A 24,956-nucleotide genomic window follows, 5' to 3' on the forward strand; every position below is an offset into this window, starting at 1 on the left:
GTTTTTTCCCGCCAAGACCGCTTAAGGCACAGCGATTGCTAAGGTTCATCCATGAACGCCACCACCAGAGGAGTCAACCAAAGAGAACCCATTGCCACGCAGATTCACCCAAGGGGCGCTCGTCATCCAGACGCAAGGCCAGTCAAGAGACCGCTGCCAATGGGAGGGACTCGCAGAAACAGGGGCTGATCAAACCAGGCAAGGCCGAACCATAGGAATGACGCAGTGATAAGAAATGCCGTGTAGAACGCGGCTGGGAGTTGGCTATGCCCCACGCTTTTTTTGATGAAATGTACGACGCCAAGGGTGACTGCCGCCCGCATTACCAGGCCTTCTCACGCTGGCTGGCGGACACGCCCCACGAACTGCTCGAACAACGCCGGCGCGAAGCCGACCTGTTGTTCCACCGGGCCGGTATCACCTTCACCCTCTACGGCGATGAGCAGGGCACCGAGCGGTTGATTCCCTTCGACATCATTCCCCGCAGCATCAAGGCCAGCGAATGGCAGACGGTCGAGCGCGGTTGCATCCAGCGGGTCCAGGCCCTGAACATGTTCCTGGCCGACATCTACCACGGCCAGCGCATCCTCAAGGAAGGCATCATCCCGCCCGAGCAGGTGCTCGCCAACGAGGGCTACCAGATCGCGATGCAGGGCCTGGACCTGCACCGAGGCATTTATGCCCATATCGCCGGGGTCGACCTGGTGCGCGACGGCGACGGCAGTTACTACGTGCTGGAAGACAACCTGCGCACGCCCAGCGGCGTGAGCTACATGCTCGAAGACCGCAAGATGATGATGCGCCTGTTCCCCGAGCTGTTCGCCGCCCAGCGCGTGGCCCCCATCGATCATTACCCGAACCTGCTGCTCGACACCCTCAAGCGTTCCAGCCCGCTGGACAACCCCACCGCCGTGGTGCTGACCCCGGGCCGCTTCAACAGCGCCTATTTCGAGCACGCGTTCCTGGCCCGGGAGATGGGCGTGGAGCTGGTGGAGGGCGCCGACCTGTTCGTGCGTGACGACCACGTGTACATGCGCACCACCGCCGGTCCCCAGCAGGTGGATGTGATTTACCGCCGGCTGGACGATGCGTTCCTCGACCCCCTGTCGTTCAACCCCGACTCGATGCTGGGCGTGCCCGGGCTGATCGCTGTCTACCGTGCCGGTAATGTGGTGCTGGCGAATGCGGTCGGCACCGGTGTCGCCGATGACAAGTCGATCTACCCCTATGTCGACGAGATGATCCGTTTCTACCTCACCGAAGAGCCGATCCTGAAGAACGTACCGACCTGGCAATGCCGCAAGCCCCAGGACCTGTCCCATGTACTGGCCAACCTGCCGGACCTGGTGGTCAAGGAAACCCAAGGGTCCGGCGGCTACGGCATGCTGGTGGGCCCGGCCGCCACGGCGGCGGAGATCGAAGACTTTCGCGCCCGGCTCAAGGCCCGCCCCGAAGCCTACATCGCCCAGCCGACCCTGAGCCTGTCCACGTGCCCGACCTTCGTCGAAAGCGGCATCGCGCCACGGCACATCGACTTGCGTCCGTTCGTGCTGTCGGGCAAGGAAACCCGTCTGGTGCCCGGCGGCTTGACCCGGGTGGCACTGCGCGAAGGCTCGTTGGTGGTGAATTCGTCCCAGGGCGGCGGCACCAAAGACACGTGGGTCGTGGAGGACTAGGACATGCTTTCAAGAACCGCTTCGGACCTCTACTGGATGTCCCGCTACCTGGAGCGCGCCGAGAACCTGGCGCGCATGCTCGAAGTCAGTTACTCGCTGTCGCTGATGCCCCAGGCCGGGCGCGGCGAAGGGCATGCCGAACTGGCCATGTCGTTGCTGGCCGCCGGTACGCTGGACGATTACAACGCGCGCTATGAGGCGCTCAACAGCGAACACATGCTGCATTTCTTCGCCCTGGACGAAACCAACCCCGGCAGCATCTACAGTTGCCTGCGGGCGGCGCGGACCAATGCCCACGCGGTGCGCGGGCGCATCACCGCCGACATGTGGGAAAACATCAATGCCACCTGGCTGGAAATGCGCAACATTGCCAGCAACGGCCTGGGGCGCTACGGCATCAGCCACTTCTGCGAATGGGTCAAGGAGCGCTCGCACCTGTTCCGTGGCGCGACGTCGGGCACCATCATGCGCAACGACGCCTACCGCTTCATCCGCCTCGGCACTTTTATCGAGCGGGCGGACAACACCTTGCGCCTGCTGGATGCGCGCTACGAGATGTTCGGCGAGGAGTCGGAGGAGGTCAGCGACAATTCCGCCCGTGGCTACTACCAGTGGAGCGCATTGTTGCGAGCGTTGTCGTCGTTCGAGGCGTTCAACGAGATCTACCGTAATGCGCCCAACGCCGAGCAGGTGTCGGAAATGCTGCTGTTGCGCGCCGACGTGCCGCGCTCGCTGCTCGCCTGTATCGAGGAGCTGGACCAGATCCTCGCCAGTTTGCCCGGCCAGAACGGCAGGCCGGCCCAGCGCCTGGCGGCGGAGTTGCATGCGCGCCTGCGCTATTCGGGGATCGACGAGATCCTTGCGTCGGGCCTGCATCAATGGCTCACCGACCTGATTGAACAGGTTCGCCACTTGGGCCAGACCGTCCACGAGTCTTACCTGGAGGTCGTATGAAACTGTCCATACGCCACGACACCACCTATCGCTACGCCGATGAAGTCTGCACCAGCATCCAGTTCCTGCGCCTGACGCCCCGGGACACCCCGCGCCAACGCATCCTGGAGTGGCACCTGGAACTGCCACGCCTGGTGCGTAGCCAGATCGACCCCTATGGCAACATCCTGCACGTGATGACCATGGACGAACCCCACGGCGCCCTGGTGCTGAGCGCTTTCGGCGAGGTGGAAATCCATCCGTCGGTGGAGAAGGAACCGGATGAGCAGTCACCGCTGCCGTACCTGCGCACCAGCCGGCTCACCCTTGCTGACGAAGCGCTTGCCGCGTTCGCCCTGGAGCAATGCGCAGGGCGTCGCGACCGGGCGGCGCTGGCCGACTTGATGGAGGGGCTGGCGGCACGAATGCCCTACAGCCTCGGTACCACGGCGGTCAACAGCACGGCGGCCGAGGCGTTCGCCGGCGGGGCAGGGGTCTGCCAGGACCATACCCATGCCTTCCTGGCCTGCGCCCGCAGCCTGGGGATCCCGGCGCGTTACGTCTCCGGCTACCTGTGCACCGACGATGAACATCACCTGGCCAGCCACGCCTGGGCCGAGGCGTGGCTGGGCGACGGCTGGTACAGCTTCGACATCACCAACCGCCTGGTCCGCCCGGACCGCCACCTGAAACTGGCCGTCGGCCTGGACTACCTCGACGCCTGCCCCGTACGCGGCATGCGCCGCGGCGGCGGGGCGGAACACATGCAGGCCCGGGTGCAGGTGAACTCGATGGTGCAGGTCCAGCACCAGTAGCCGCGGGCTCGCGGGCAGGCCCGCTCCCACAGGATTGGTGTGGTGAATACCGAATCGGTGAACACCCGAGCATCCTTGTGGGAGCGAGCCTGCTCGCGAAGACGGCCGCCCATCCAACATCCCCGCCAACTGATCCACCGCTTTCGCGGGCAGGCCCGCTCCCACAGGATTGGTGCGGTGAATACCGAATCGGTGAACACCCGAGCATCTTTGTGGGAGCGGGCTTGCTCGCGAAGACGGCCGCCCATCCAACGTCCCCGTCAACTGATCCACCGCTTTCGCGGGCAGGCCCGCTCCCACGGGATTGGTGGGGTGAACACTGGCCGCTTGCGCGCTACCTCATGCCCTCTCAAATGAAGCTTTCATGACAAAAGTTCGGTAGCACATCGCCATTCCCGTCATGCCTGTGTGACGTGTTCGAGGGGACCCCTGGGGTCGTTTGGAGCCGGGGCGCGAAGCCGGGAGTGAGGGCGATGGGGACTATGGAACGTTATTCGAAAGTGGGCATGCAGGAGCTCGACCAGCGGCTGTCGAAAATCGTCGAGGCGGCGCGCAAGCAGCCGGTCTCGGTGTATCGCTATGGCGCGCCGTGGGTCTGGATCGTTTCCCAGGATGACTGGCAGGGCGCGCTCAAGGAAGTGTCCAGCTACATCCCGCAGGGCCATTCACTGGTCCTGTTGCGTCCGCAGATCGACGACCTGCTCGACGACCACCGCGACGTGCTGCAGGGCCTCAACGCCGCTGACGAGATGCTCATCGCGCCGCAGACCGCCATGCACATCCTCTTGCTGCAACTGCTCTATTCGGTGCCCAGCGAGCAGCAACTCTACGAACAACTCAACTACAACCTGCTGTTCCGCTGGTTCGTCGGCCTCGACCTGAACCAGAAAGTCTGGAGCTTCAACGTCTTGAGCAAAGACCTCGCCACGCTGCTGGGCGATGCGCGGGCAGTCAGGCTCATCGAGAAAATCATCGGTGAAGTGTTCTGTGGCGCCTTGCTGCAAATGCCGGAGTTCTCGTTGAACTTCGCGCTACTGCACACCTGGCTGGCCCGGCACGCCACGACATCGACAGCCAGCAATTGAGCCGTATCTTGAATTCAGGGGGTGGTGTGGAGCATTTCTTCAAATCGCGACCGGCGATGTGGGGCTGGTTGCTGCTGGCGGTCGGCGGGCCGTCGGCGTTCGCGGCCGAAGGCGGGCAGGACGCCGAGGCGGCCTCCACGCGACGGGTGGACGTGAACGAGTACTTCGTGCGCGGCAACACCGTGCTCGATGCCCGGGCCATCGAGGAGGCGGTGTATCCGTTCCTCGGCCCCCAGAAGGCCTTGAGCGACATCGAGGGCGCACGCGAAGCCTTGCAGAAGGTCTATCAGGCGCGCGGCTACCAATCGGTGTTCGTCGAGTTGCCCGAGCAGAAAGTCGAAGACGGCATCGTCTACCTGCAAGTCAGCGAGACCAAGGTCGGCCGCGTGCGGGTGGTGGGGGCCAAGCATTATTCGCCCGTGGAAATCCGCGACGACGTGCCGGCCCTGAAGGAAGGCGAGGTACCTGACTTCGCCCAGGTCCAGGCAGAACTGGCGAAGTTGAACAAGACCCCGGGTCGCCAGGTCATGCCGCTGGTGCGCGAAGGCCAGCGGCCCGGGACCATGGACGTGGATTTGCAGGTCGAGGACCAGAACCCGTGGCAGGCCAGCCTCGGGCTGAACAACGACTACAGCGCCGACACGGAAAAGCTGCGCACCGTTGCCAGCCTCGGCTACAACAACCTCTGGCAACTGGGCCACAGCGTTTCGCTGACCTTTTTCACCGCGCCCCAGGACACCGAAAACGCCAAGGTCTGGTCGGGCTCCTACACGGCGCCGTTGAACGAACGCTGGAGCGTGCAGTTCTCCGGCTATCAGTCCGACAGCAACGTGGCGACCGTGGGCGGCAGCAACGTGCTGGGCAAGGGCCATTCCTACGGCGTCTCGGCGATCTACAGCCTGCCGTCGAGCGCTGCCTGGGCCAACACGTTCTCCGTTGGCGTGGACTTCAAGGACTTCGATGAAGAGCTGAACCTGGGCGGTGCGAGCGACAAGGCGCCGCTCAAGTACGCGCCATTCACCTTCGCCTACAACGGCCTGCGCTACACCGAAAGCAGCCAGCTGGGGCTCGGCCTGAGCCTGGTGGCCGGTACGCGCAGCCTGCTGGGCTACGGCAGTTCCGATGAGGAATTCGACTACAAGCGCTATCGCGCCAGCCCCAGCTTCGCCGTGCTCAAGGGCGACGGCAACTACACCTTCACCTTCGGCAACGACTGGCAGAGCGCCTCGAAAGCGGCCTTCCAGCTGGCCTCCGGTCCGCTGGTTTCCAATGAGCAATTCTCCGCCGGTGGTGCCACGTCGATACGCGGTTACCTGGCGGCCGAACGCACCGCCGACGACGGCTACCTGTTGTCCCAGGAGCTGCGCACACCGTCCCTGGCCAAGTTCCTCGGCAGCTATGTCCAGGAGTGGCGTTTCTATGCCTTCGCCGAAGGCGCGCAGTTGTACCTGCGTGACGAGTTGCCCGACCAGGACGCCGACTACGCGTTGGCCAGCGTCGGCCTCGGCACCCGGGCAAGCCTGAGCAAATGGCTGTCCGGCAGCCTCGACTGGGGCTTTGCGCTGCTCGACGGGCCGAACACCTCGAAACAGGAATCGCGCCTGCATTTCAACCTGCAAGCGACGTTTTGAACCCAGGAGTCATGTCCATGCAACGCTTATTGTTATCCGTGTTTATCTGCCTGGGGCTGGTGCTTCCGGCGACCGCCAATGCCTGGTGGCAGGACGATTGGCACTACCGCAAACAGATTTCCGTGGACACCACGCCCCAGGGCGCCGGCATCGCCCAGGCCCTGGGACGCACGGCGCTGCTGGTGCGCCTGCACACCGGCAATTTCACCTTCGACGGCGTCAAGGACGATGGCTCGGACTTGCGTTTCGTCAGCGCCGATGACAAGACCGTGCTCAACCACCAGATCGAAAGCTTCGATCCGCTGATGGGCATGGCGCTGATCTGGGTCGATGTGCCGAGTGTGGAGGGCGGGCAGCGCCAGGACCTGTGGATGTACTACGGCAACCAGAAGGCCCCGGCCACGGGCAGCGGCCAGTTGACGTTCGACCCGGACTACACCGCGCTGTACCACTTCGACGGCGCCACCGGCGTGCCGCCCCGGGACACCACGGCCTACGGCAACAATGCCCAGGGCGCGACCGGCACCAGCATCGATGGCGTGATCGGCCGTGCCCTGCAGTTCGGCGGCCAGCCGCTGTTGCTGCCGGCCAGTCCTTCGTTGCAACACAATGCCGGCGCGGCGTTCACGTTCAGCACCTGGCTGCGCCAGGACCAGGCCGGCGGCGAACAAATCATCCTCGCCCGCCACGAAGCCGCCGCCAGCTTGCTGGTGGGGGTGAACCAGGGCGTTCCGTTCGTGGCGATCGACGGCCAGCGGGCAGTCTCGACCCAATCGCTGAACCCTGGCCAATGGCAACACCTGGCCCTGACCGCCTCGGGAGACCGCGTGGTGCTGTACGTCAACGGCCGCGAAAGCGCGAGCCTCGCGGTGGCGATGCCGGCGTTCAATTCGCCCATCGCGCTGGGCGCCGATGTCTCGGCCGGTGCCTTTGCCCCGTTCAGCGGGGCGATGGACGAAGCACGGCTGTCCAAGGTCGCTCGGCCGGCACCGCTGTTGCTGGCCGACGCGAACGCCCAGGGCGCCGAGTCGAAGCTGGTTGCCTATGGCGTCGATGAAGAACAGTCCGGCTTCGGTTTCGGCAGCCTGGGGTTCCTGTTGAACGCCGTGCCGCTGGACGCCTGGGTGATCATCGGCGTGCTGGTGCTGATGATGTTCCAGTCGTGGATCATCATGATCCGCAAGAACCGCATGGTCAGCCGTCTCAGTGCGGCCAACCAGGCCTTTCGCGAGCAATTCGCCCGGATCGGCACGCGCCTGGAAATGTTCGCCGACGACCAGGACCTGGCCCAGCGCCTGCAACATTCGTCGCTGTGGCGCCTGTACCTGGTGGCCGTCAAGGAAATCCGCACCCGCCGCGAGCAGGGCGCCGACACCTCGTCGGTATCGGCCGCGACCATCGAGGCGATCCGCTGCTCCATGGATGGCGTGCGGACCCGGGAAAACCAGCTGCTGAGTTCGAAACTCTCGACCCTGTCCAACGCCATTGCCGGCGGCCCCTACATCGGCCTACTCGGCACCGTGCTGGGGATCATGGTGGTGTTCCTCGGCACGGCGATGGCCGGTGACGTGAACATCAACGCCATTGCCCCGGGCATGGCCGCCGCCTTGCTCGCCACCGCCATGGGCCTATTCGTCGCGATCCCGGCGTTGTTCGGCTACAACCGCCTGATCACCCGCAACAAGGAAGTCAGTGCCGACATGCGCGTGTTCGTCGACGAGTTCATCACCCGCCTGGCGGAAATGCACGGTGAAGGCCAGGCCGGCGAATCGGCCCATCGCCGTGACCACCACGCCCAATCGTTCGTACCGGCCTGAGGAAATCGCGATGGCTAGCGTAAATGCTTCACACGATGACGACGATGACGCGGCAGTGGACAGCATCAACATCACGCCGTTGGTGGACGTGCTCATGGTGGTGCTGGTGATGTTCATCCTCACTGCCACGGCGCAGGTGTCGGGGATCCAGATCAACTTGCCCAAGGCCAGCGCCTCGGTGTCGTTGTCGGAGGCCAAGACCAAGGCGATTTCGGTGAACGACGGCGGTCAGGTGTTCCTCGACGCCTACCCGGTGACGCTGGCCGAGCTGGAAGAGCGCCTGCGCATCGAGAAAGCCCAGAACCCGGACTTCCCGATCATCGTGCGCGGTGACGCCACGGTGCAGTACCAGAAAGTCATCGAGGTGCTCGATCTGCTGCGGCGGCTGGAACTGTCCCAGGTCGGTCTCGTGACCGGCAAACCGAGCCAGGGCTGACCATGACCGCGAAACTTCCCATCAACCCACCGCCGGTGAAGAGCTCGCCGCTGCGCCTGCTCAAGTGGGCCGTGGGCCTGCTGCTGGCTGGCGTGGCGGCCTGGCTGCTGTGGCAGTGGGCCAATGACATGAGCGGCGTGCGTCGCGAAGCGCCGAAGGTGCCGACCATCATCCCGCTGCCGCCACCGCCGCCACCGCCTCCGGAAAAACCCAAGGAGCCGGAGCCCAAGGTCGAGGAAAAAGTGGTCGAGCCCGAGCCGACCCCGGAACCCGAGGAGGTCAAGCCCGAGGAAGAAGCACCGCCGTCACCGGTGGATGACCTGGCAAACCCCATGCAAATGGACGGCGACGCCCAGTCCGGCAACGACGCGTTCAACATCGGCGCGGGCAAGGGCGGCGGCATGGCGGGAGCGGGCGGTGGCCGGCTGGGCAATGGCACCTATAGCCAGTTCCTGGCCTTCACCTTCCAGCGCTTGCTGCGGGAGAACCCCGACCTGCGCAGCCTGGCGTTTTCGCTGCAAGCCGACGTCTGGCTCAGCGCCGCGGGCGAGATCACCCGGGTCGAGCTGGTCAAGTCCAGCGGCAATCGGCAAGTGGACGACCAAGTGCTTTCCGCACTGCGTGCCGCCCCGCATTTGAGTGAACGGCCGCCGGCCTCCCTGACATTGCCGGTGCGCCTGTCCCTGCAGGGACGGCGTCCGGGTTAATCGACTATTTCAAAGTTCGCCAACAGGAGTTGTGTGCAGATGATTTCCAATGTGAATCGATTGTCGTGGGCGGTCGGCCTGGTGGTCCTGGGCCTGGCCGGGCACGTGGTCGCCGCCCCGGCGCCTTCGGAGAACGCCACGATCAATCTGATCCGCCTGCTGGTGCAGCAAGGCGTGTTGAAGCAGGATCAGGCCGACGGGCTCATCGCCCAGGCCGAGCGGGAAGCGGTGCAGGCCCGCCAGGCCGCCACGGCGGTGGCTGCGGCGCCGGTTGGCGCGCCCGGGGACGTGCGCGTGCAATACGTGCCGAACATCGTCCGCGAGCAGATCCGCGACCAGGTCAAGGCGGAAGTCATGGCTACCGCCAAGCAGGAAAACTGGGCCCAGCCCAACACGTTCCCGGACTGGGTCTCGCGGATCAGTTTCGATGGTGACATTCGCCTGCGGGACGAGTCGCGCTACTACTCGGGGACCAACAGCAACCAGATCGTCGATTTCGCCCGGCTCAATGACAAGGGGCCGTATGACGTCAACCCCAACAGCAGCACCGGCCTGCCGCCGTTGCTCAACACCCGCGAAGACCGGGAAAACCTGTTCCGCCTGCGAGCGCGCCTGGGCATGAAGGCGGTGATCGCCCCGGAGTGGACCGCTGGCATCCGCATCGGCACCGGCTCGGACAACAACCCGGTGTCCACCACCCAGACCCTGGGCGGCGGCTTCGGCAAGAAAGACATCTGGCTCGACCAGGGCTACCTGACCTGGAAGCCATCGGATGAACTGACCGTCACCGGCGGGCGCTTCGCCAACCCGTTCTTCTCCACCGACCTGTTGTACTCCGGCGACCTGAACTTCGATGGCGTGGCGGCGATCTTCAACCGCAAGCTCAACCAGGACTGGGGCGTGTTCGGCACCGTCGGCGCGTTCCCGGTGGAGTACACCAACGACACCAGCACCAGCAACGGCTCCGACAAGGAAGAGAGCGACAACAAATGGCTGTACGGCGCGCAACTGGGGGCCAACTGGGCGATCAACGACAGCAACCGGATCAAGGCCGCGATGGCCTACTACCGCTTCGACGACATCGAAGGCCGGCGCTCATCCCCTTGCCAGCCCTGGGCCGGCGATCCTGGTTGCGACAGCGACGGTTCGCGCGTGGCGTTCATGCAAAAGGGCAACACCGTGTTCCTGTTGCGTGACATCACGCCCAACCCCCTCAACCCGGCCACCACGCCACAGCCGCAATTCGTCGGCCTGGCATCGGAATTCAACCTGCTGGACCTGAATCTCGCCTGGGACACCGACCTGCCCGCCGACCTGAAGCTGCGCAGCCAGGCCCACTACGTCCACAACCTGGGCTACGACGAGGGCGAGATGCGCAAGCGCTCGGCCGGGCAGTTCGCCAACAACCTGGACAGCGATGGCGAAGTGCAGAGCGGCGCCAATGCCTGGATGCTCCAGTTCACCCTGGGCAATTCCCTGGAGCTCAAGCGCCAGGGCGACTGGAACATGTTCGCCGGCTACAAGTACATCCAGCCGGATGCCTTGCCGGACGGCTTCAACGATTCGTCGTTCCACTTGGGCGGCACCAACGCCAAGGGCTATTTCCTGGGCGGCAACTATGGCCTGGCGAGCAACGTCTTCGCCACTGGCCGCTGGTTGAGTTCCGAAGCGGTGTACGGCGCGCCGTACGACATCGATGTCTTGCAGCTTGAAATCAACACGCGCTTCTAAGCGCTGGGAGGCCCCATGAAACGGCGAGCCATGAACCACGCCCCGGTGGCGTTGCTGCTGGCAGGCCTGCTGCTCAACGGCAGTGCCCACGGCGAAGGCCTGGAGGAACGCTTGCGCGCGCAATTGCGCAGCACCACGGCGCAGTTGCAGGCCCTGCAAAGTGAGCAGGCCCAGGCCAGCGCCGCCCGCCAGGCGGCCGAGAACCAGGCCCGGGACGCCCAGGCGCAAATCAAGCAATTGACCGCGCAACTGGGCAAGGCCCAGGCCCTCAACGAACAACTGGCCGGCCACCAGCAGAGCCTGCAAAGCCAGGCCCAGGCCCAGGTGGCCGCCAGCAACGAGCAGGTCGGCAAGTTCAAGAAGGCCTACGACGAACTGTTGACCCTCGCCCGTGGCAAGGAGGCCGAGCGGGCGCGCCTGGAGGCGCAACTGACCGAGCGTGACACACAAGTGCAGCAATGTTCGGTCAAGAATCAACAGATGTACGAAGTCGCCAAATCGCTGCTCCACGCCTACGAAACCATCGACGTGGCCGACGTGATGAAAATCCGCCAGCCGTTCGCGGCCCAGGCCCGGGTGCGTTTCGAAGAGCTGGCCCAGGGGTTTGGCGATGATCTCTACAAGAACCGTTTCGATGCGCCCCAGGCCTCGATCACCCACTGAAGCAGAACAAGGAAGAACCGACCATGAGCGCAATGATTGAACAGGTTTCCGTCTCCTCCCTGACCGAGCTGCTGCAAGCGGCCGGCTACCGGGTCAACGAAACCGAGCAGAACGGCATCGTGCAGTTGCTCAGCGCCAGCCAGGGCATCGGTTATGCCGTGCGTTTCGGCAATCCGACGCCTACCTCCGGCGAGTACCTGGACTTCACCTTCAGCTGTGCCTTGCGCGTGCAGGGCGAGTTGCCGGCCGGGCTGGCGGAGCTGTGGAACGCCTCGCGGCGCTTCGCCCGGTTGTCGGTGCAGGGTGAGTTCCTGGTGATGGAAATGGATGTGGTGGTGGCGGCCGGGGTGAGCGCCGATCACCTGCGCAGCCAGTTGGAACTGTGGGACCGCCTGTTGCAGGAGTTCATCGTCTACCTGCGCGAATACAGCCAGAACGCCGCGCGCCTGCACGGCCAGGTCGAGCCCGACGAGGCCCGTTCGCAAGAGGCCGTCGCATCGTGAAGAAGCCGACCTTCGTCATCAGTGCCGCGGCGCTGGGCCTGGTCGCCGTGGCGGTGGCCCTGGGCCTGCGGCCGGGAAATGATCCGGTGGCGGCGGTGCAGGCCGTCAGCGTGGTGACGCCCGAGGCGCCGAGCCTGGCCCGGCTGGGCAACCAGCAAGTCAGCCCGGAGGAACTCAAGTCCTTGCTGGCCGCGCTGGCCCCCGAGGTGCGCCAGCAGATGCGCGGCAACCGCGCCGCCCTGGAAGGCTGGATCCGTGCACGCCTGGCGGAAAAGGCCGTGCTGGAGCAGGCCGATGCGCAAGGCTGGCGCCAGCGTCCGGAGGTGGAGCGCCAGACCCGGGCGGCCACCGAGCAAATCGTCTTTCGAGACTACCTGCAATCAGTCAGCCAAGTGCCCGCCGGGTACCCCAGCGAAGACGAGTTGAAGCAGGCCTACGACGCCGGCAAGGCCAACTGGACCGCGCCGCCGTTGTATCGCGTCAGCCAGATATTTCTCGCCGCGACCGAACCGCAAACGGTTGAGGCGGTGCGCCGGCAAGCCCTGGAACTGAGCAAGAAGGCCCAGGCATCGCCGGCCGAGTTTGCCGCCCTGGCCGGCCGTTATTCCCAGGATCGTAGCAGCGCCGAGCGGGGCGGCGACAGTGGCTACCAGCCGCTGCAGCAGTTCGTGCCGCCGGTCCGCGAGACGGTGGCGCGTTTGAAAGTGGGCGCCGTGTCCGATCCGGTGCAGAGCGCGGCGGGCTTCCATGTGATCAAGCTGACTGAGCAGCAACCGGCCCGGCAAGCGACCCTGGACGAAGTCCGCGAACGGTTGACCCAGGCCTTGCGTGCCCAGCGCCAGGAACAGATCGCCAAGGCCTACCTGGACGGCATGCTCGACACCGCGACGTTGAGCATTGACGGCGCGCAGTTGAGCAAGGTCCTGGAGGAGGGGCTTTAACCCGGTTCTTTTGGCCGTGGACACCGTTGCGACAAGAGGATTGATCGGTGGCAAGGGGCGCTGCGCCGGGTGTGGACCCCCTGCGCGGCCCCACGTATTCAAACAACGACAGGGAGTCACCCATGACCTTCATCGAGCCAGCAGGACGCCAGGCTGCCATCCCCCCTTACCGCACGCCGATGCGTGCCCCCGAGCCGTGGCTGGCCTTGGCCGCGAGCATCGAGCCCCAGGTGGCGCAGTGCTTCCTGGTCAGTGCGCGCTGCGGCTGCTTCATGCAAGCGGCGCGCAGCCTCAACGTCAAGGCGACCTGGTTGCGCAAGCAACTGGCGCAGTTGGAGGGGCGCTTGCAACGTTCGCTGTTCAGCTACCAGGGCAGTGCCTTGGCCCTCAGCCGCGAAGGCCGGCAACTGCAAGCGCGGCTGATTGCCCTGGCTCACGAAGGGGCGGCGCCGCTGAATGACCAGCCGCTGATTCGCCTGGCGGTGGCCGAATCGATCCTGCATGACATCCTCGGGCGCGACCTGATCGCGCTGTTGCGCCGCAATGCCAGCGTCCGCTTGCAGATCATCACCCTGGACAGCGACCTGGCACTGCAAGCGGTCAGCGCCGACCTGGTGCTGTGGCTCAGCGATACCCCGGCCGCGGTGCCGGGCCCAAGCTTCGCCACATTGCCGGCGCAGCGGCTGGCGCGCCTGGACTACGTGCCGCACATGGCCAAGCGTTATTCACGGCCGGCCACGCGTCCGGCGTGCCTGGACGACCTCAACGACTACATGCTGGTGCAGTGGCTGGCGGACCGGCAAGTGGACAGCTTCGCGCCCTGGAACAACCTGTTGGAGCAGCGCCCGGCGGGCGTGGTGCAGGTGCAATCCTATGAACTGATGCTGGAGATGATCCGTTGCAGCGCCTGCATCGGCTTGCTGCCCCAGTACATGAGCCGTTTCGACCGCGGCCTGGTGGCCCTGCCAGGCATCTTCGGCCCGCCGATGCAGCGCGATGTGTGGATGGCCATCAACGCCGAAGCCCAAGCCTCGGCACAGGTGCAGATGTTCGTCGAACTGATCCGCCATACCCTGGACGAACGCGGGGACTGGTTCCAGACATAAGCCACGCGCACCCACCCCAGTCCGCACTTGTGGGAGCGAGCCTGCTCGCGAAGGCGCCGGCCCATCCAACCTGCGCTGCCTGACACACCGCAATCGCGAGCGGGCTCGCTCACACAGTGGGTTTGAGGGAGGTAGGCGCAGCCGTACTGAATCCCCCTGAAGCCCTTCATGAAACAGGCAAAACCCCAGGCATTGTCTATACCTTTAGTTCAAACCCGGCCCCGGGTGGATTAAAGGAGTGATCGCATGAAGTTCGCATCGATGATTGGCACCGTATGCATTGCCTCGCTCGCCTTGGTGGGTTGCTCCAGCAAGGTCACCCAGCCGGACGAGTACTCCGGCTTCCTGGGCGATTACAGCCGGCTCAAGGAAGACAAGTCACCCTCGGGCGCCGAGGTGATGCGCTGGATCGATCCGAAGATCGACCCGAGCAAGTACACCAGCCTCTATATCGAACCGACGCAGTTGTATCCCAAGCCACAACCGACCGCCAGGATTCCCCAGGCCACCCTGTCCGGCATCACCGCTTATTACGATCAGGCGCTCATGCGCGAAGCGGGGAAGTCCCTGCCATTGGCCAAGAGCCCGGGCCCCGGGGTGTTGGTGATGCGCGCGGCCATTACCGCCGTAGGCAGCAAGACCGAGGGCCTGAAGCCCTATGAAGTGGTGCCGATTGCCCTGGTGGCGGCGGCGGTCAGCACGGCCAGCGGCATCCGTGACCAGGAAACCACCCTGGGCACCGAGGCGGTGTTCCTCGACGGGGGCAACAATGCCGTGGTCGCCCAGGTGGTGCGCAAGGGCACGGGCAAGCCGTTGGCCAATGATTCCCAGGTGATGAAGGTGGATGATGTCAAAGGGGTCATCGATGGCTGGGCAATGGACATGCACCAGTCGTTCCTGAAACTCAAGGCCAAGTAGCGGCGCCCGCGCCATGACTTTTTCCGTCCAGGCATAGGTCGCGGCCGCATTTCATGGTTAACTCCGGCCTCGACCTTTTCAAACCTGTCAGAAGGAATCCGTTCATGGCTCAAGTCACGCTCAAAGGCAATCCGGTTCAAGTCAACGGCCAACTGCCCCAAGCCGGCTCCAAGGCGCCAGCCTTTTCCCTGGTGGCCGGCAATCTGTCCGACGTTACCCTGGCGAGCTTCGCCGGCAAGCGCAAGGTGCTGAACATTTTCCCAAGCGTCGACACGCCGACCTGCGCCACCTCCGTGCGCAAGTTCAACGCCCAGGCCAACGAGCTGAACAACACCGTGGTGCTGTGCATCTCCGCCGACCTGCCGTTCGCCCAGGCGCGTTTCTGCGGTGCCGAAGGCCTGGATAACGTCCAGAGCCTGTCGACCCTGCGCGGCGCCGAGTTCATCCAGAACTATGGCGTAGCCATTGCCGATGGTCCGCTCAAGGGCCTGACCGCCCGTGCCGTCGTCGTGCTGGACGAGAACGACACCGTGCTGCACAGCGAGCTGGTCAAGGAAATCGCCGAAGAGCCGAACTACGACGCGGCGCTCAGCGCCCTGAAGTAATGCCCTGAAAGCGATAAGTGACCTGCAATCCGCTGTGCGGATAGATCATTTATTACAATTTCGACGGCCAGGGTCCCACCCGGGCCGTTTTTATTTGTACTTCAAGGCTTTAGCCGATTTGACGATACGTAAGCCCAAGGTAAATTGCCGGTAAAGCCGCTTTGCTAAATACCGTCCAGTGCTTATCGTTCAGCCTCCCGTAGAAGAAGCCCACGCGCCCAATGGTTGATCACTCCATGCAATCCTCTGTTTCCCGTCGTTCCCGTCGCTGGCTGTTCGGCTTGCTCATCGTCCTGGTCGTCGCGTTGCTGGCCTGGAAGTTCTGGCCCGCCAGCACGGCCCAAAAGCCTGGGGCAGGGCAGAAAGCCACGGCGGGGCACATGGGACGCTCCGGTGGCATGCGGCCTGGCTTCGGCGGCGCGTCGGGGCCGATCCCGGTCCGGGTGGCCCCGGCGGTCACCGGCGACTTCCCGTTGTACTACAAGGCGCTGGGCACGGTCACGGCGCTCAACACCATCAATGTGCGCAGCCGGGTGGGCGGGGAACTGGTCAAGATCGCCTTTGAAGAAGGGCAGATGGTCAAGGCCGGCGACCTGTTGGCCGAGATCGACCCGCGGCCGTACCAGAATGCACTGCTCCAGGCCGAAGGCACGCTGTTGCAGAACCAGGCGCAGTTGAAGAATGCCCAGGTGGACCTGGAACGCTATCGCGGGCTGTACGCCGAGGACAGCATCGCCAAGCAGACCCTGGACACCGCCGCTGCGCTGGTCGGCCAGTACCAGGGCACGGTGAAGACCAACCAGGCCGCCGTCAACGATGCCAAGCTCAACCTGGAGTTCACCAAGATCCGTGCGCCGATCTCCGGGCGCGTCGGCTTGCGCCAGTTGGACATTGGCAACCTGGTGGCGGCAAACGACACCACGGCCCTGGCGGTGATCACCCAGACCCAGCCGATCAGCGTGGTATTCACCCTGCCGGAAAACAGCCTCGAAACCGTGCTGGCCCGCTACCACAGCGGTGCGAAACTGCCGGTCGAGGCGTGGGACCGTGGCGACGAGAAACTCCAGGCCCAAGGTGTCCTGCAAAGCCTGGACAACCAGATCGACGTGACCACCGGCACCCTGAAGTTCAAGGCTCGCTACGATAACCGCGACCAGTCGCTGTTCCCCAACCAGTTTGTCAATGTGCGCCTGCTGGCCGACACCCTCAAGGGCGTGATCCTGGCACCGACGGCGGCCATCCAGTTCGGCACCAACGGCACCTTCGTCTATGCCCTGGAGGGCGACAGGAAAGTCACCCTCAAGACGCTCAAGATCGGTGCCAGCGACGGCCAGAACACCGTGGTCCTCGAAGGCCTGGCCGCCGGCGATCGGGTGGTCCTGGAAGGCACCGACCGCCTGAAGGAAGGCAGCGAGGTGGAAGTGGTCAACGACAGCCAGGACGTGCCGACCTCGCCAACCGAACACTTGCAAGGCAAGACTGCGGCCGCGCCGGCTGAACCGGCAGCGGCCGACAAGGCGAAAAAGGGCGGCGCATGAATCTCTCGCGGCTGTTCATCCTGCGCCCGGTCGCCACGACCCTGAGCATGCTCGCCATCGTCCTGGCCGGCCTGATCGCCTATCGGCTGCTGCCGGTGTCGGCGCTGCCCCAGGTCGATTACCCGACCATCCGCGTGATGACCCTGTACCCGGGCGCGAGCCCCGATGTGATGACCAGTGCGGTGACCGCGCCCCTGGAACGGCAGTTCGGGCAAATGCCGGGGTTGACGCAGATGGCGTCCACCAGCTCCGGTGGCGCGTCGGTGATCACCCTGCGCTTCAATCTCGAGATCAACATGGACGTCGCCGAGCAACAGGTGCAGGCGGCGATCAACGCGGCCACCAACCTGTTGCCCAACGACCTCCCGGCGCCGCCGGTGTACAACAAGGTCAACCCGGCGGACACCCCGGTGCTGACCCTGGCGATTACCTCCAAGACCATGCTGCTGCCCAAGCTCAATGACCTGGTGGACACCCGCATGGCGCAGAAGATCGCCCAGATCAGCGGGGTCGGCATGGTGACCATCGCCGGTGGCCAGCGCCAGGCGGTGCGGATCAAGGTCAACCCCGAGGCGCTGGCGGCCAATGGCCTGAACCTGGCGGATGTACGCACGCTGATCGGTGCTTCCAACGTCAACCAGCCCAAGGGCAACTTCGATGGGCCGACGCGGGTCTCGATGCTCGACGCCAACGATCAGCTGACCTCGCCCAAGGACTACGCCGAGTTGATCCTGGCCTACGCCAATGGCGCGCCGTTGCGGCTCAAGGACGTGGCGCAGATCGTCGACGGTGCCGAGAACGAGCGTCTTGCCGCCTGGGCCAACGAAAACCAGGCCGTGCTGCTGAACATCCAGCGCCAGCCAGGGGCCAACGTCATCGAGGTGGTGGACCGGATCAAGGCCTTGCTGCCGAGCATCACCGACAACCTGCCGGCCGGCCTCGACGTCACCGTGCTCACCGACCGCACCCAGACCATCCGCGCCTCGGTCACCGACGTGCAACATGAACTGCTGATCGCCATTGCCCTGGTGGTCATGGTGACGTTCCTGTTCCTGCGCCGTGTCAGCGCCACCATTATCCCGTCGGTGGCGGTGCCGCTGTCGTTGATCGGGACATTCGGCGTGATGTACCTGGCGGGTTTCTCCATCAACAACCTGACGCTGATGGCCCTGACCATCGCTACCGGTTTCGTGGTGGACGACGCCATCGTCATGCTGGAGAACATCGCCCGTTACATCGAGGAGGGCGACAGTCCGCTGCAGGCCGCGCTCAAGGGCGCGAAGCAGATCGGCTTCACCCTGGTGTCGCTGACCCTGTCACTGATTGCCGTGTTGATCCCGCTGCTGTTCATGGCGGATGTGGTAGGGCGGTTGTTCCGTGAGTTCGCCATCACCCTGGCGGTGGCCATCCTGATTTCCCTGGTGGTGTCCCTGACACTGACGCCGATGATGTGCGCGCGCCTGCTCAAGCGCGAACCCAAGGAGCACGAGCAAGGTCGTTTCTACCGCGCCAGCGGGGCCTGGATCGACTGGTTGATCGAAGGCTACGGGCGCCGGTTGCAGTGGGTGCTCAAGCACCAGCCGCTGACCCTGCTGGTGGCGGTGGGCAGCCTGGTATTGACGGTGGTCCTGTACCTGGCCGTGCCCAAGGGCTTTTTCCCGGTGCAGGACACCGGGGTGATCCAGGGCATCTCCGAAGCGCCGCAATCGATCTCGTTCGCCGCCATGAGCGAACGCCAGCAGCAACTGGCCAAGGTGATCCTCGCTGATCCGGCGGTGGAAAGCCTGTCGTCCTACATCGGCGTGGACGGTGACAACGCCACCCTCAACAGCGGCCGCCTGTTGATCAACCTCAAGCCGCACGGCGAACGGGATGACAGTGCCACGGCGATCATTGCCCGCTTGCAGCCGCAGCTGGATCGCCTGGTGGGCATCCGCCTGTTCATGCAGCCGGTGCAGGACCTGACCATCGAGGACCGGGTCAGCCGCACCCAGTACCAGTTCAGCCTGTCGTCGCCGGACGCCGAGTTGCTCAGCCTCTGGAGCGGGCGGCTGGTCGAAGCCCTGGCCAGCCAGCCGGAGTTGACCGACGTTGCCAGCGATCTGCAGGACAAGGGCCTCCAGGTCTACCTGGTGATCGACCGCGATGCCGCGTCACGCCTGGGCGTGTCGGTGTCGAACATCACCGATGCGCTATATGACGCCTTCGGCCAGCGCCAGATCTCGACCATCTATACCCAGGCCAGCCAGTACCGCGTGGTGTTGCAGGCCCAGGCCGGCGAGCGCATCGGGCCCCAGGCGCTGGACCAGATCCACGTCAAGACCACCGATGGCGGGCAAGTGCGGTTGTCGAGCCTGGCCCGGGTCGAGGAGCGCCAGGCGCAACTGGCGATTGCCCACATCGGCCAGTTCCCGGCGGTGATGATGTCTTTCAACCTCGCCCCCGGCGTGGCCCTCGGGCACGCGGTGGAGGTGATCGAAAAGGTCCAGCACGACATCGGCATGCCGCTGGGCGTACAGACCGAGTTCCAGGGCGCGGCCCAGGCGTTCCAGGCCTCGTTGTCGAGTACCTTGCTGCTGATCCTGGCGGCGGTGGTGACCATGTACATCGTCCTTGGCGTGCTGTACGAGAGCTACATCCACCCGATCACCATCCTGTCCACGTTGCCCTCGGCGGCGATTGGCGCCTTGCTGGCCCTGATCCTCACCGGCAACGACCTGGGCATGATCGCGATCATCGGCATCATCCTGCTGATCGGCATCGTCAAGAAGAACGCGATCATGATGATCGACTTCGCCCTCGATGCCGAACGCAACCAGGGCGTGGACCCGCAGACGGCGATCTACCAGGCCGCGCTGCTGCGTTTCCGGCCGATCCTGATGACCACCCTGGCGGCATTGTTCGGTGCGGTGCCGCTGATGCTCGCCACCGGCTCCGGCGCGGAATTGCGCCAGCCCCTGGGTTTGGTGATGGTGGGCGGGCTGCTGGTGAGCCAGGTCCTGACGTTGTTCACCACGCCGGTGATCTACCTGTACTTCGACCGGCTGGGCCGTCGGTTTGCCAGGGCGGACGGGAAGGAGGTGTCGGTATGAGCCAGGCGCTTCTCTTGTGGCGAGGGGATTTATCCCCGCTGGGCTGCGCAGCGGCCCCTTTGGTGAGTGCTGCGCACTCAAGCGGGGATAAATCCCCTCGCCACAAGCGCCCAAATGTCGCCCTTGGTTTTTCGTCCGCAATCTGGAGCCGCGGCCAATGAACCTCTCCGGCCCGTTCATCAGGCGCCCGGTGGCGACCATGCTCCTGAGTTTCGCCATCACGCTGCTCGGCGGCGTGTGCTTCGGCCTGTTGCCGGTTTCGCCGCTGCCGCAGATGGATTTCCCGGTGATTGTCGTCCAGGCCAGCCTGCCCGGGGCCAGCCCGGAAGTGATGGCGTCGACGGTGGCAACGCCCTTGGAACGATCCTTCGGCGCCATTGCCGGGGTCAACACCATGAGCAGCCGGTCCAGCCAGGGTTCGACCCGCGTCATCCTGCAATTCGACCTGGACCGCGACATCAACGGCGCGGCCCGGGAAGTGCAGGCCGCCATCAACGCTTCGCGCAACCTGTTGCCCAGCGGCATGCGCAGCATGCCCACCTACAAGAAGGTCAACCCGTCCCAGGCGCCGATCATGGTGCTGTCGCTGACCTCCGATGTGCTGGAGAAAGGCCAGCTCTATGACCTGGCCTCGACCATCCTGTCCCAGAGCCTGTCCCAGGTATCAGGCGTCGGCGAAGTGCAGATCGGCGGCAGTTCCCTGCCGGCGGTGCGCATCGAACTGGAGCCCAAGTCGCTCGACCAGTATGGCGTGGCCTTGGACGACGTGCGCACCGCGATTGCCAATAGCAACGTGCGCCGGCCCAAGGGGTCGGTGGAAGACGACCAGCGAATGTGGCAGGTCCAGGCCAACGACCAACTGGAAAAAGCCAAGGACTACGAAACGCTGATCATCCGTTACCAGGATGGCTCGGTGCTGCGCCTCAAGGACGTGGCGAAAGTCACCGACAGCGTCGAGGACCGCTACAACAGTGGTTTCTTCAACGACGACGCCGCGGTGCTGCTGGTGATCAACCGGCAGGCCGGGGCCAACATCATCGAGACGGTCAACGAGATCAAGGCCCAGTTGCCAGCGTTGCAGGCCGTGCTGCCGGCCAGCGTCAAGCTGAACCTGGCGATGGACCGCTCGCCAGTGATCAAGGCCACCCTGCATGAAGCGGAAATGACCTTGCTGATCGCGGTGGCCCTGGTGGTCATGGTGGTGTTCCTGTTCCTGGGCAACTTCCGCGCCTCGTTGATCCCGACCCTGGCGGTGCCGGTGTCGCTGGTGGGCACGTTCGCGGTGATGTACCTGTACGGCTTTTCGTTGAACAACCTGTCGCTGATGGCGCTGATCCTGGCCACCGGGCTGGTGGTGGACGATGCCATCGTGGTGCTGGAGAACATTTCCCGGCACATCGACGAGGGCGTGGCGCCGATGGAGGCCGCGTACCTGGGGGCCAGGGAAGTCGGCTTTACCTTGCTGTCGATGAACGTCTCCCTGGTGGCGGTGTTCCTGTCGATCCTGTTCATGGGCGGGATCATCGAGAGCCTGTTCCGCGAGTTTTCCATCACCCTGGCGGCGTCCATCGTGGTCTCGCTGGTGGTGTCGCTGACCCTCACGCCAATGCTCTGCGCCCGTTGGCTCAAGCCGCACGTGCCCGGGCAGGAGAACCGCTTGCAGCGTTGGAGCCAGCGGCTCAACGAGCGGATGGTCCGCGGTTACGCCACCAGCCTGGATTGGGTCTTGCGCCATCGCCGCCTGACCTTGCTCAGCCTGTTGGTGACCATCGGCGTGAACGTGGCGTTGTACGTCGTGGTGCCAAAGACCTTCATGCCGCAACAGGACACCGGTCAACTGATCGGCTTCGTGCGCGGCGACGACGGGCTGTCGTTCAACGTGATGCAACCGAAGATGGAGATCTTCCGGCGTGCGGTGCTCAAGGATGACGCGGTGCAGAGCGTCGCCGGCTTCATCGGTGGCAACAACGGCACCAACAATGCCTTCATGCTGGTGCGCCTCAAGCCTATCAAGGACCGCGGGATTTCCGCGCAGAAAGTCATCGAGCGCCTGCGCAAGGAAATGCCCAAGGTCCCTGGCGCCCAGCTCATGTTGATGGCGGACCAGGACTTGCAGTTTGGTGGCGGGCGCGAGCAGACCACCTCGCAATACTCCTACATCCTGCAAAGCGCCGACCTGGCGTCACTGCGCGAGTGGTATCCGAAGGTCACGGCGGCGTTCCGAGCCCTGCCGGAGCTGACCGCCATCGACGCCCGCGACGGTGGCGGGGCGCAACAAGTGACGCTGGTGGTGGACCGCGACCAGGCCAAGCGGCTGGGCATCGACATGAACATTGTCACTGCGGTGCTGAACAACGCCTACAGCCAGCGGCAGATTTCCACCATCTACGACAGCCTCAACCAGTACCAGGTGGTAATGGAGGTCAACCCCAAGTATGCCCAGGACCCGAGCACCCTCGAACAGGTCCAGGTGATTACCGCCGACGGCGCGCGGGTACCGCTGTCGACCATCGCCCATTACGAAAACAGCCTGGAGGACGACCGCGTCAGCCATGAAGGCCAATTCGCCTCCGAGAGCATTTCATTCGACATGGCTGAAGGCGTGACGGTGGAGCAGGGCAGCGCGGCCATCGAACGGGCCATTGCCAAGCTCGGGATGCCCGAGGACGTCATTGCGAAAATGGCCGGCACCGCCGATGCGTTCGCGGCCACCCAGAAGAGCCAGCCGTTCATGATCCTCGGGGCGTTGCTGGCGGTCTACCTGGTGTTGGGCGTGCTGTACGAAAGCTACATCCACCCGCTGACCATCCTCTCTACGCTGCCGTCGGCCGGGGTCGGCGCCTTGCTGTCGATCTATGCGCTGGGCAGCGAGTTCAGCCTGATTTCGCTACTGGGACTGTTCCTGCTGATTGGGGTGGTGAAGAAAAACGCGATCCTGATGATCGACCTGGCGCTGCAATTGGAGCGCGGCGGCCAGTCGCCGCTCGAATCGATCCGCAGTGCCTGCCTGCTGCGCCTGCGGCCGATTCTGATGACCACGTTGGCGGCGATCCTGGGCGCCTTGCCGCTGTTGCTCGGCAGTGCCGAAGGCGCGGAAATGCGCCAGCCGCTGGGCCTGACCATCATCGGCGGGCTGGTGTTCAGCCAGGTACTGACCCTCTACACCACGCCGGTGGTGTACCTCTATCTCGACAAGTTGCGCCATCGCTTCAATCGCTGGCGCGGCGTGCGCACCGATGCTGCCCTGGAAACCCCGCTATGACCGAACGTTCGCCTTTCCCTCTTGCCGCCGTGTTGGCGACCGCCCGTGGTTCACGGGGACTGAGCCTGGCGCTGTGCGTGGCGATGCTCAGCGCCTGCGCCATCGGCCCGGACTACCAGCGCCCGTCGGCCGCCGCTCCCGCGCAGTACAAGCAGGCCGAGGGCTGGCGCCAGGCCAATCCCGGCGATGCATTGGCCCGAGGCGCCTGGTGGGAGTTGTACGGCGACACGCAGCTCAACGGCCTGGTGGAAAAGCTCAACACCTCCAACCAGACCGTGGCCCAGGCCGAAGCCCAGTACCGCCAGGCCCAAGCGCTGGTGCGCAGTGCCCGGGGGGCGTTTTTCCCGAGCGTGGACCTGACCGTGGGCAAGACCCGCTCCAGCCAGGGCACCGGCAGCAGCAGTTCGAGCCTGAGCAGTTCCTCCAGCGGCATTCGCGACACCTACAACGCCCAGGCCGGTGTCAGTTGGGAGGCAGACGTCTGGGGCAAGCTGCGGCGGACCCTGGAAGCCGATGAAGCGAGCGCCCAGGCCAGTTTTGCCGACCTGGCCGCGATGCGCCTGAGCCAACAGTCGGAGCTGGTGCAGAATTACCTGCAACTGCGGGTGATCGATCAACAGAAGCGCTTGCTGCAGAGCACCGTCGACAACTACCAGCGCTCGCTGAAAATGACCGAAAACCAGTACCGCGCGGGGGTGTCCGGCAAGGACGCGGTGGCCCAGGCGCAGAACCAGCTCAAGACCACCCAGGGTGACCTGATCGACCTGATCTGGCAGCGGGCCCAGTTCGAAAACGCCATTGCCGTGCTGATGGGCTTGCCGCCGGCCGAGTTCAACCTGGCCGAGACCCAGGACGTCCCGCAGTTGCCACGGATCCCGGTGGCGCTGCCCTCGCAACTGCTCGAACGCCGGCCGGACATCGCCTCGGCCGAGCGCTCGGTGATGGCGGCCAACGTCAACATCGGCGTGGCCAAGGCTGCCTATTACCCGGACCTGACCTTGAGCCTCAGCGGTGGCTACAGCAGCAGTACCTATGACAACTGGGTCAGCGTGCCGAACCGTTTCTGGTCGGTCGGGCCGCAACTGGCCATGACCCTGTTCGACGGCGGCCAGCGTTCGGCGGAAGTCGACCGCAGTATCGCCGCCTACGACCAGACCGTCGCCACCTACCGTCAGACCGTGCTCGATGGCTTTCGTGAAGTGGAAAACTACATGATCCAGCTCAAGGTCCTGGAAGACGAGGCGCGTGTGCGCCAGGAAGCCCTCGAAGCCGCCCGCGAGTCCCTGCGCCTGACCCAGAACCAGTACAAGGCCGGGTTGATCGCGTACCTGGACGTGGTGACCGTCCAGGCCACGGCCTTGAGTAATGAACGCAGCGTGCTGAGCCTGCAGCAGAGCCGATTGATCGCCAGCGTGCAGTTGATCGCCGCGCTGGGTGGCGGGTGGGATGGGCAACTGAAAATAGATGAATAAGCCAGAGCGGAGCAGGCCTCTGTGG

Annotated in this window: 19 protein-coding genes; all 19 read left to right on the forward strand. The window is 64.6% G+C overall.

Going from position 1 to position 24,956, the window contains the following annotated elements; translation table 11 throughout:
• Window positions 1-266 precede the first annotated feature (266 nt).
• Window positions 267-1,676, forward strand: coding sequence for a circularly permuted type 2 ATP-grasp protein (locus Q6A48_RS19700; RefSeq protein ID WP_304555909.1), 1,410 nt, complete (start codon window positions 267-269; stop codon window positions 1,674-1,676).
• Between the two features lie 3 nt (window positions 1,677-1,679).
• On the forward strand, window positions 1,680-2,630 hold the full coding sequence (locus tag Q6A48_RS19705) for an alpha-E domain-containing protein (protein WP_304555910.1): 951 nt from the start codon (window positions 1,680-1,682) through the stop codon (window positions 2,628-2,630).
• Window positions 2,627-3,424, forward strand: a complete 798-nt coding sequence (locus Q6A48_RS19710; protein ID WP_304555912.1) for a transglutaminase family protein — start codon at window positions 2,627-2,629, stop codon at window positions 3,422-3,424. The genes Q6A48_RS19705 and Q6A48_RS19710 overlap by 4 nt, the downstream gene beginning before the upstream one ends.
• A gap of 482 nt (window positions 3,425-3,906) precedes the next feature.
• Window positions 3,907-4,509, forward strand: a complete 603-nt coding sequence (locus Q6A48_RS26145; RefSeq protein WP_369811718.1) for a transposase — start codon at window positions 3,907-3,909, stop codon at window positions 4,507-4,509.
• Between the two features lie 26 nt (window positions 4,510-4,535).
• On the forward strand, window positions 4,536-6,140 hold the full coding sequence (locus Q6A48_RS19720) for a ShlB/FhaC/HecB family hemolysin secretion/activation protein (RefSeq protein WP_304555950.1): 1,605 nt from the start codon (window positions 4,536-4,538) through the stop codon (window positions 6,138-6,140).
• A gap of 17 nt (window positions 6,141-6,157) precedes the next feature.
• A complete protein-coding gene (locus Q6A48_RS19725) occupies window positions 6,158-7,957 on the forward strand; it encodes a DUF2341 domain-containing protein (RefSeq protein ID WP_304555913.1) in 1,800 nt (599 codons plus the stop codon).
• Between the two features lie 10 nt (window positions 7,958-7,967).
• Complete coding sequence (locus Q6A48_RS19730; RefSeq protein WP_092348164.1) at window positions 7,968-8,393, forward strand: ExbD/TolR family protein; 426 nt, start codon at window positions 7,968-7,970, stop codon at window positions 8,391-8,393.
• Window positions 8,394-8,395: 2 nt separating this feature from the next.
• On the forward strand, window positions 8,396-9,100 hold the full coding sequence (locus Q6A48_RS19735) for an energy transducer TonB family protein (protein ID WP_304555915.1): 705 nt from the start codon (window positions 8,396-8,398) through the stop codon (window positions 9,098-9,100).
• A gap of 39 nt (window positions 9,101-9,139) precedes the next feature.
• On the forward strand, window positions 9,140-10,831 hold the full coding sequence (locus tag Q6A48_RS19740) for a putative porin (protein ID WP_304555916.1): 1,692 nt from the start codon (window positions 9,140-9,142) through the stop codon (window positions 10,829-10,831).
• Window positions 10,832-10,846: 15 nt separating this feature from the next.
• Entirely contained in the window at window positions 10,847-11,494 is a 648-nt protein-coding gene (locus tag Q6A48_RS19745) for a DNA repair protein (protein ID WP_304555917.1), read from the forward strand.
• A gap of 23 nt (window positions 11,495-11,517) precedes the next feature.
• Window positions 11,518-11,997, forward strand: coding sequence for a YbjN domain-containing protein (locus tag Q6A48_RS19750; RefSeq protein ID WP_304555919.1), 480 nt, complete (start codon window positions 11,518-11,520; stop codon window positions 11,995-11,997).
• Window positions 11,994-12,938, forward strand: coding sequence for a peptidylprolyl isomerase (locus Q6A48_RS19755; RefSeq protein ID WP_304555920.1), 945 nt, complete (start codon window positions 11,994-11,996; stop codon window positions 12,936-12,938). Before Q6A48_RS19750 ends, Q6A48_RS19755 begins: the two co-directional genes overlap by 4 nt.
• A gap of 122 nt (window positions 12,939-13,060) precedes the next feature.
• The gene (locus tag Q6A48_RS19760) at window positions 13,061-14,044 is read left to right on the forward strand and encodes a LysR substrate-binding domain-containing protein (RefSeq protein ID WP_304555921.1); all 984 of its coding nucleotides are present in this window, start codon (window positions 13,061-13,063) and stop codon (window positions 14,042-14,044) included.
• A gap of 246 nt (window positions 14,045-14,290) precedes the next feature.
• Window positions 14,291-14,962: a DUF3313 domain-containing protein gene (locus Q6A48_RS19765; protein WP_304555922.1), complete on the forward strand. Its 672-nt coding sequence runs from the start codon at window positions 14,291-14,293 to the stop codon at window positions 14,960-14,962.
• A gap of 104 nt (window positions 14,963-15,066) precedes the next feature.
• The gene (tpx, locus tag Q6A48_RS19770; protein ID WP_304555923.1) at window positions 15,067-15,567 is read left to right on the forward strand and encodes a thiol peroxidase; all 501 of its coding nucleotides are present in this window, start codon (window positions 15,067-15,069) and stop codon (window positions 15,565-15,567) included.
• Window positions 15,568-15,788: 221 nt separating this feature from the next.
• Window positions 15,789-17,105, forward strand: coding sequence for an MdtA/MuxA family multidrug efflux RND transporter periplasmic adaptor subunit (locus Q6A48_RS19775; protein WP_304555924.1), 1,317 nt, complete (start codon window positions 15,789-15,791; stop codon window positions 17,103-17,105).
• The gene (locus Q6A48_RS19780; RefSeq protein ID WP_304555925.1) at window positions 17,102-20,197 is read left to right on the forward strand and encodes an MdtB/MuxB family multidrug efflux RND transporter permease subunit; all 3,096 of its coding nucleotides are present in this window, start codon (window positions 17,102-17,104) and stop codon (window positions 20,195-20,197) included. The genes Q6A48_RS19775 and Q6A48_RS19780 overlap by 4 nt, the downstream gene beginning before the upstream one ends.
• A gap of 157 nt (window positions 20,198-20,354) precedes the next feature.
• Window positions 20,355-23,459, forward strand: a complete 3,105-nt coding sequence (locus Q6A48_RS19785) for an efflux RND transporter permease subunit (RefSeq protein ID WP_304555926.1) — start codon at window positions 20,355-20,357, stop codon at window positions 23,457-23,459.
• A complete protein-coding gene (locus Q6A48_RS19790) occupies window positions 23,456-24,931 on the forward strand; it encodes an efflux transporter outer membrane subunit (protein ID WP_304555927.1) in 1,476 nt (491 codons plus the stop codon). Before Q6A48_RS19785 ends, Q6A48_RS19790 begins: the two co-directional genes overlap by 4 nt.
• The last annotated feature ends 25 nt before the right edge of the window (window positions 24,932-24,956 follow it).

Source organism: Pseudomonas citrullilanati (genome assembly GCF_030580855.1).
Taxonomy (GTDB): domain Bacteria; phylum Pseudomonadota; class Gammaproteobacteria; order Pseudomonadales; family Pseudomonadaceae; genus Aquipseudomonas; species Aquipseudomonas citrulli.

Excerpts from the sequence above, each read along its gene's own strand:
- Q6A48_RS19700 (WP_304555909.1), top strand. The coding sequence starts at position 267 with ATGCCCCACGCTTTTTTTGATGAAATGTACGACGCCAAGGGTGACTGC.
- Q6A48_RS19705 (WP_304555910.1), top strand. The coding sequence starts at position 1,680 with ATGCTTTCAAGAACCGCTTCGGACCTCTACTGGATGTCCCGCTACCTG.
- Q6A48_RS19710 (WP_304555912.1), top strand. The coding sequence starts at position 2,627 with ATGAAACTGTCCATACGCCACGACACCACCTATCGCTACGCCGATGAA.
- Q6A48_RS26145 (WP_369811718.1), top strand. The coding sequence starts at position 3,907 with ATGGAACGTTATTCGAAAGTGGGCATGCAGGAGCTCGACCAGCGGCTG.
- Q6A48_RS19725 (WP_304555913.1), top strand. The coding sequence starts at position 6,158 with ATGCAACGCTTATTGTTATCCGTGTTTATCTGCCTGGGGCTGGTGCTT.
- Q6A48_RS19730 (WP_092348164.1), top strand. The coding sequence starts at position 7,968 with ATGGCTAGCGTAAATGCTTCACACGATGACGACGATGACGCGGCAGTG.
- Q6A48_RS19735 (WP_304555915.1), top strand. The coding sequence starts at position 8,396 with ATGACCGCGAAACTTCCCATCAACCCACCGCCGGTGAAGAGCTCGCCG.
- Q6A48_RS19740 (WP_304555916.1), top strand. The coding sequence starts at position 9,140 with ATGATTTCCAATGTGAATCGATTGTCGTGGGCGGTCGGCCTGGTGGTC.
- Q6A48_RS19745 (WP_304555917.1), top strand. The coding sequence starts at position 10,847 with ATGAAACGGCGAGCCATGAACCACGCCCCGGTGGCGTTGCTGCTGGCA.
- Q6A48_RS19750 (WP_304555919.1), top strand. The coding sequence starts at position 11,518 with ATGAGCGCAATGATTGAACAGGTTTCCGTCTCCTCCCTGACCGAGCTG.
- Q6A48_RS19760 (WP_304555921.1), top strand. The coding sequence starts at position 13,061 with ATGACCTTCATCGAGCCAGCAGGACGCCAGGCTGCCATCCCCCCTTAC.
- Q6A48_RS19765 (WP_304555922.1), top strand. The coding sequence starts at position 14,291 with ATGAAGTTCGCATCGATGATTGGCACCGTATGCATTGCCTCGCTCGCC.
- tpx (WP_304555923.1), top strand. The coding sequence starts at position 15,067 with ATGGCTCAAGTCACGCTCAAAGGCAATCCGGTTCAAGTCAACGGCCAA.
- Q6A48_RS19775 (WP_304555924.1), top strand. The coding sequence starts at position 15,789 with ATGGTTGATCACTCCATGCAATCCTCTGTTTCCCGTCGTTCCCGTCGC.
- Q6A48_RS19780 (WP_304555925.1), top strand. The coding sequence starts at position 17,102 with ATGAATCTCTCGCGGCTGTTCATCCTGCGCCCGGTCGCCACGACCCTG.
- Q6A48_RS19785 (WP_304555926.1), top strand. The coding sequence starts at position 20,355 with ATGAACCTCTCCGGCCCGTTCATCAGGCGCCCGGTGGCGACCATGCTC.
- Q6A48_RS19790 (WP_304555927.1), top strand. The coding sequence starts at position 23,456 with ATGACCGAACGTTCGCCTTTCCCTCTTGCCGCCGTGTTGGCGACCGCC.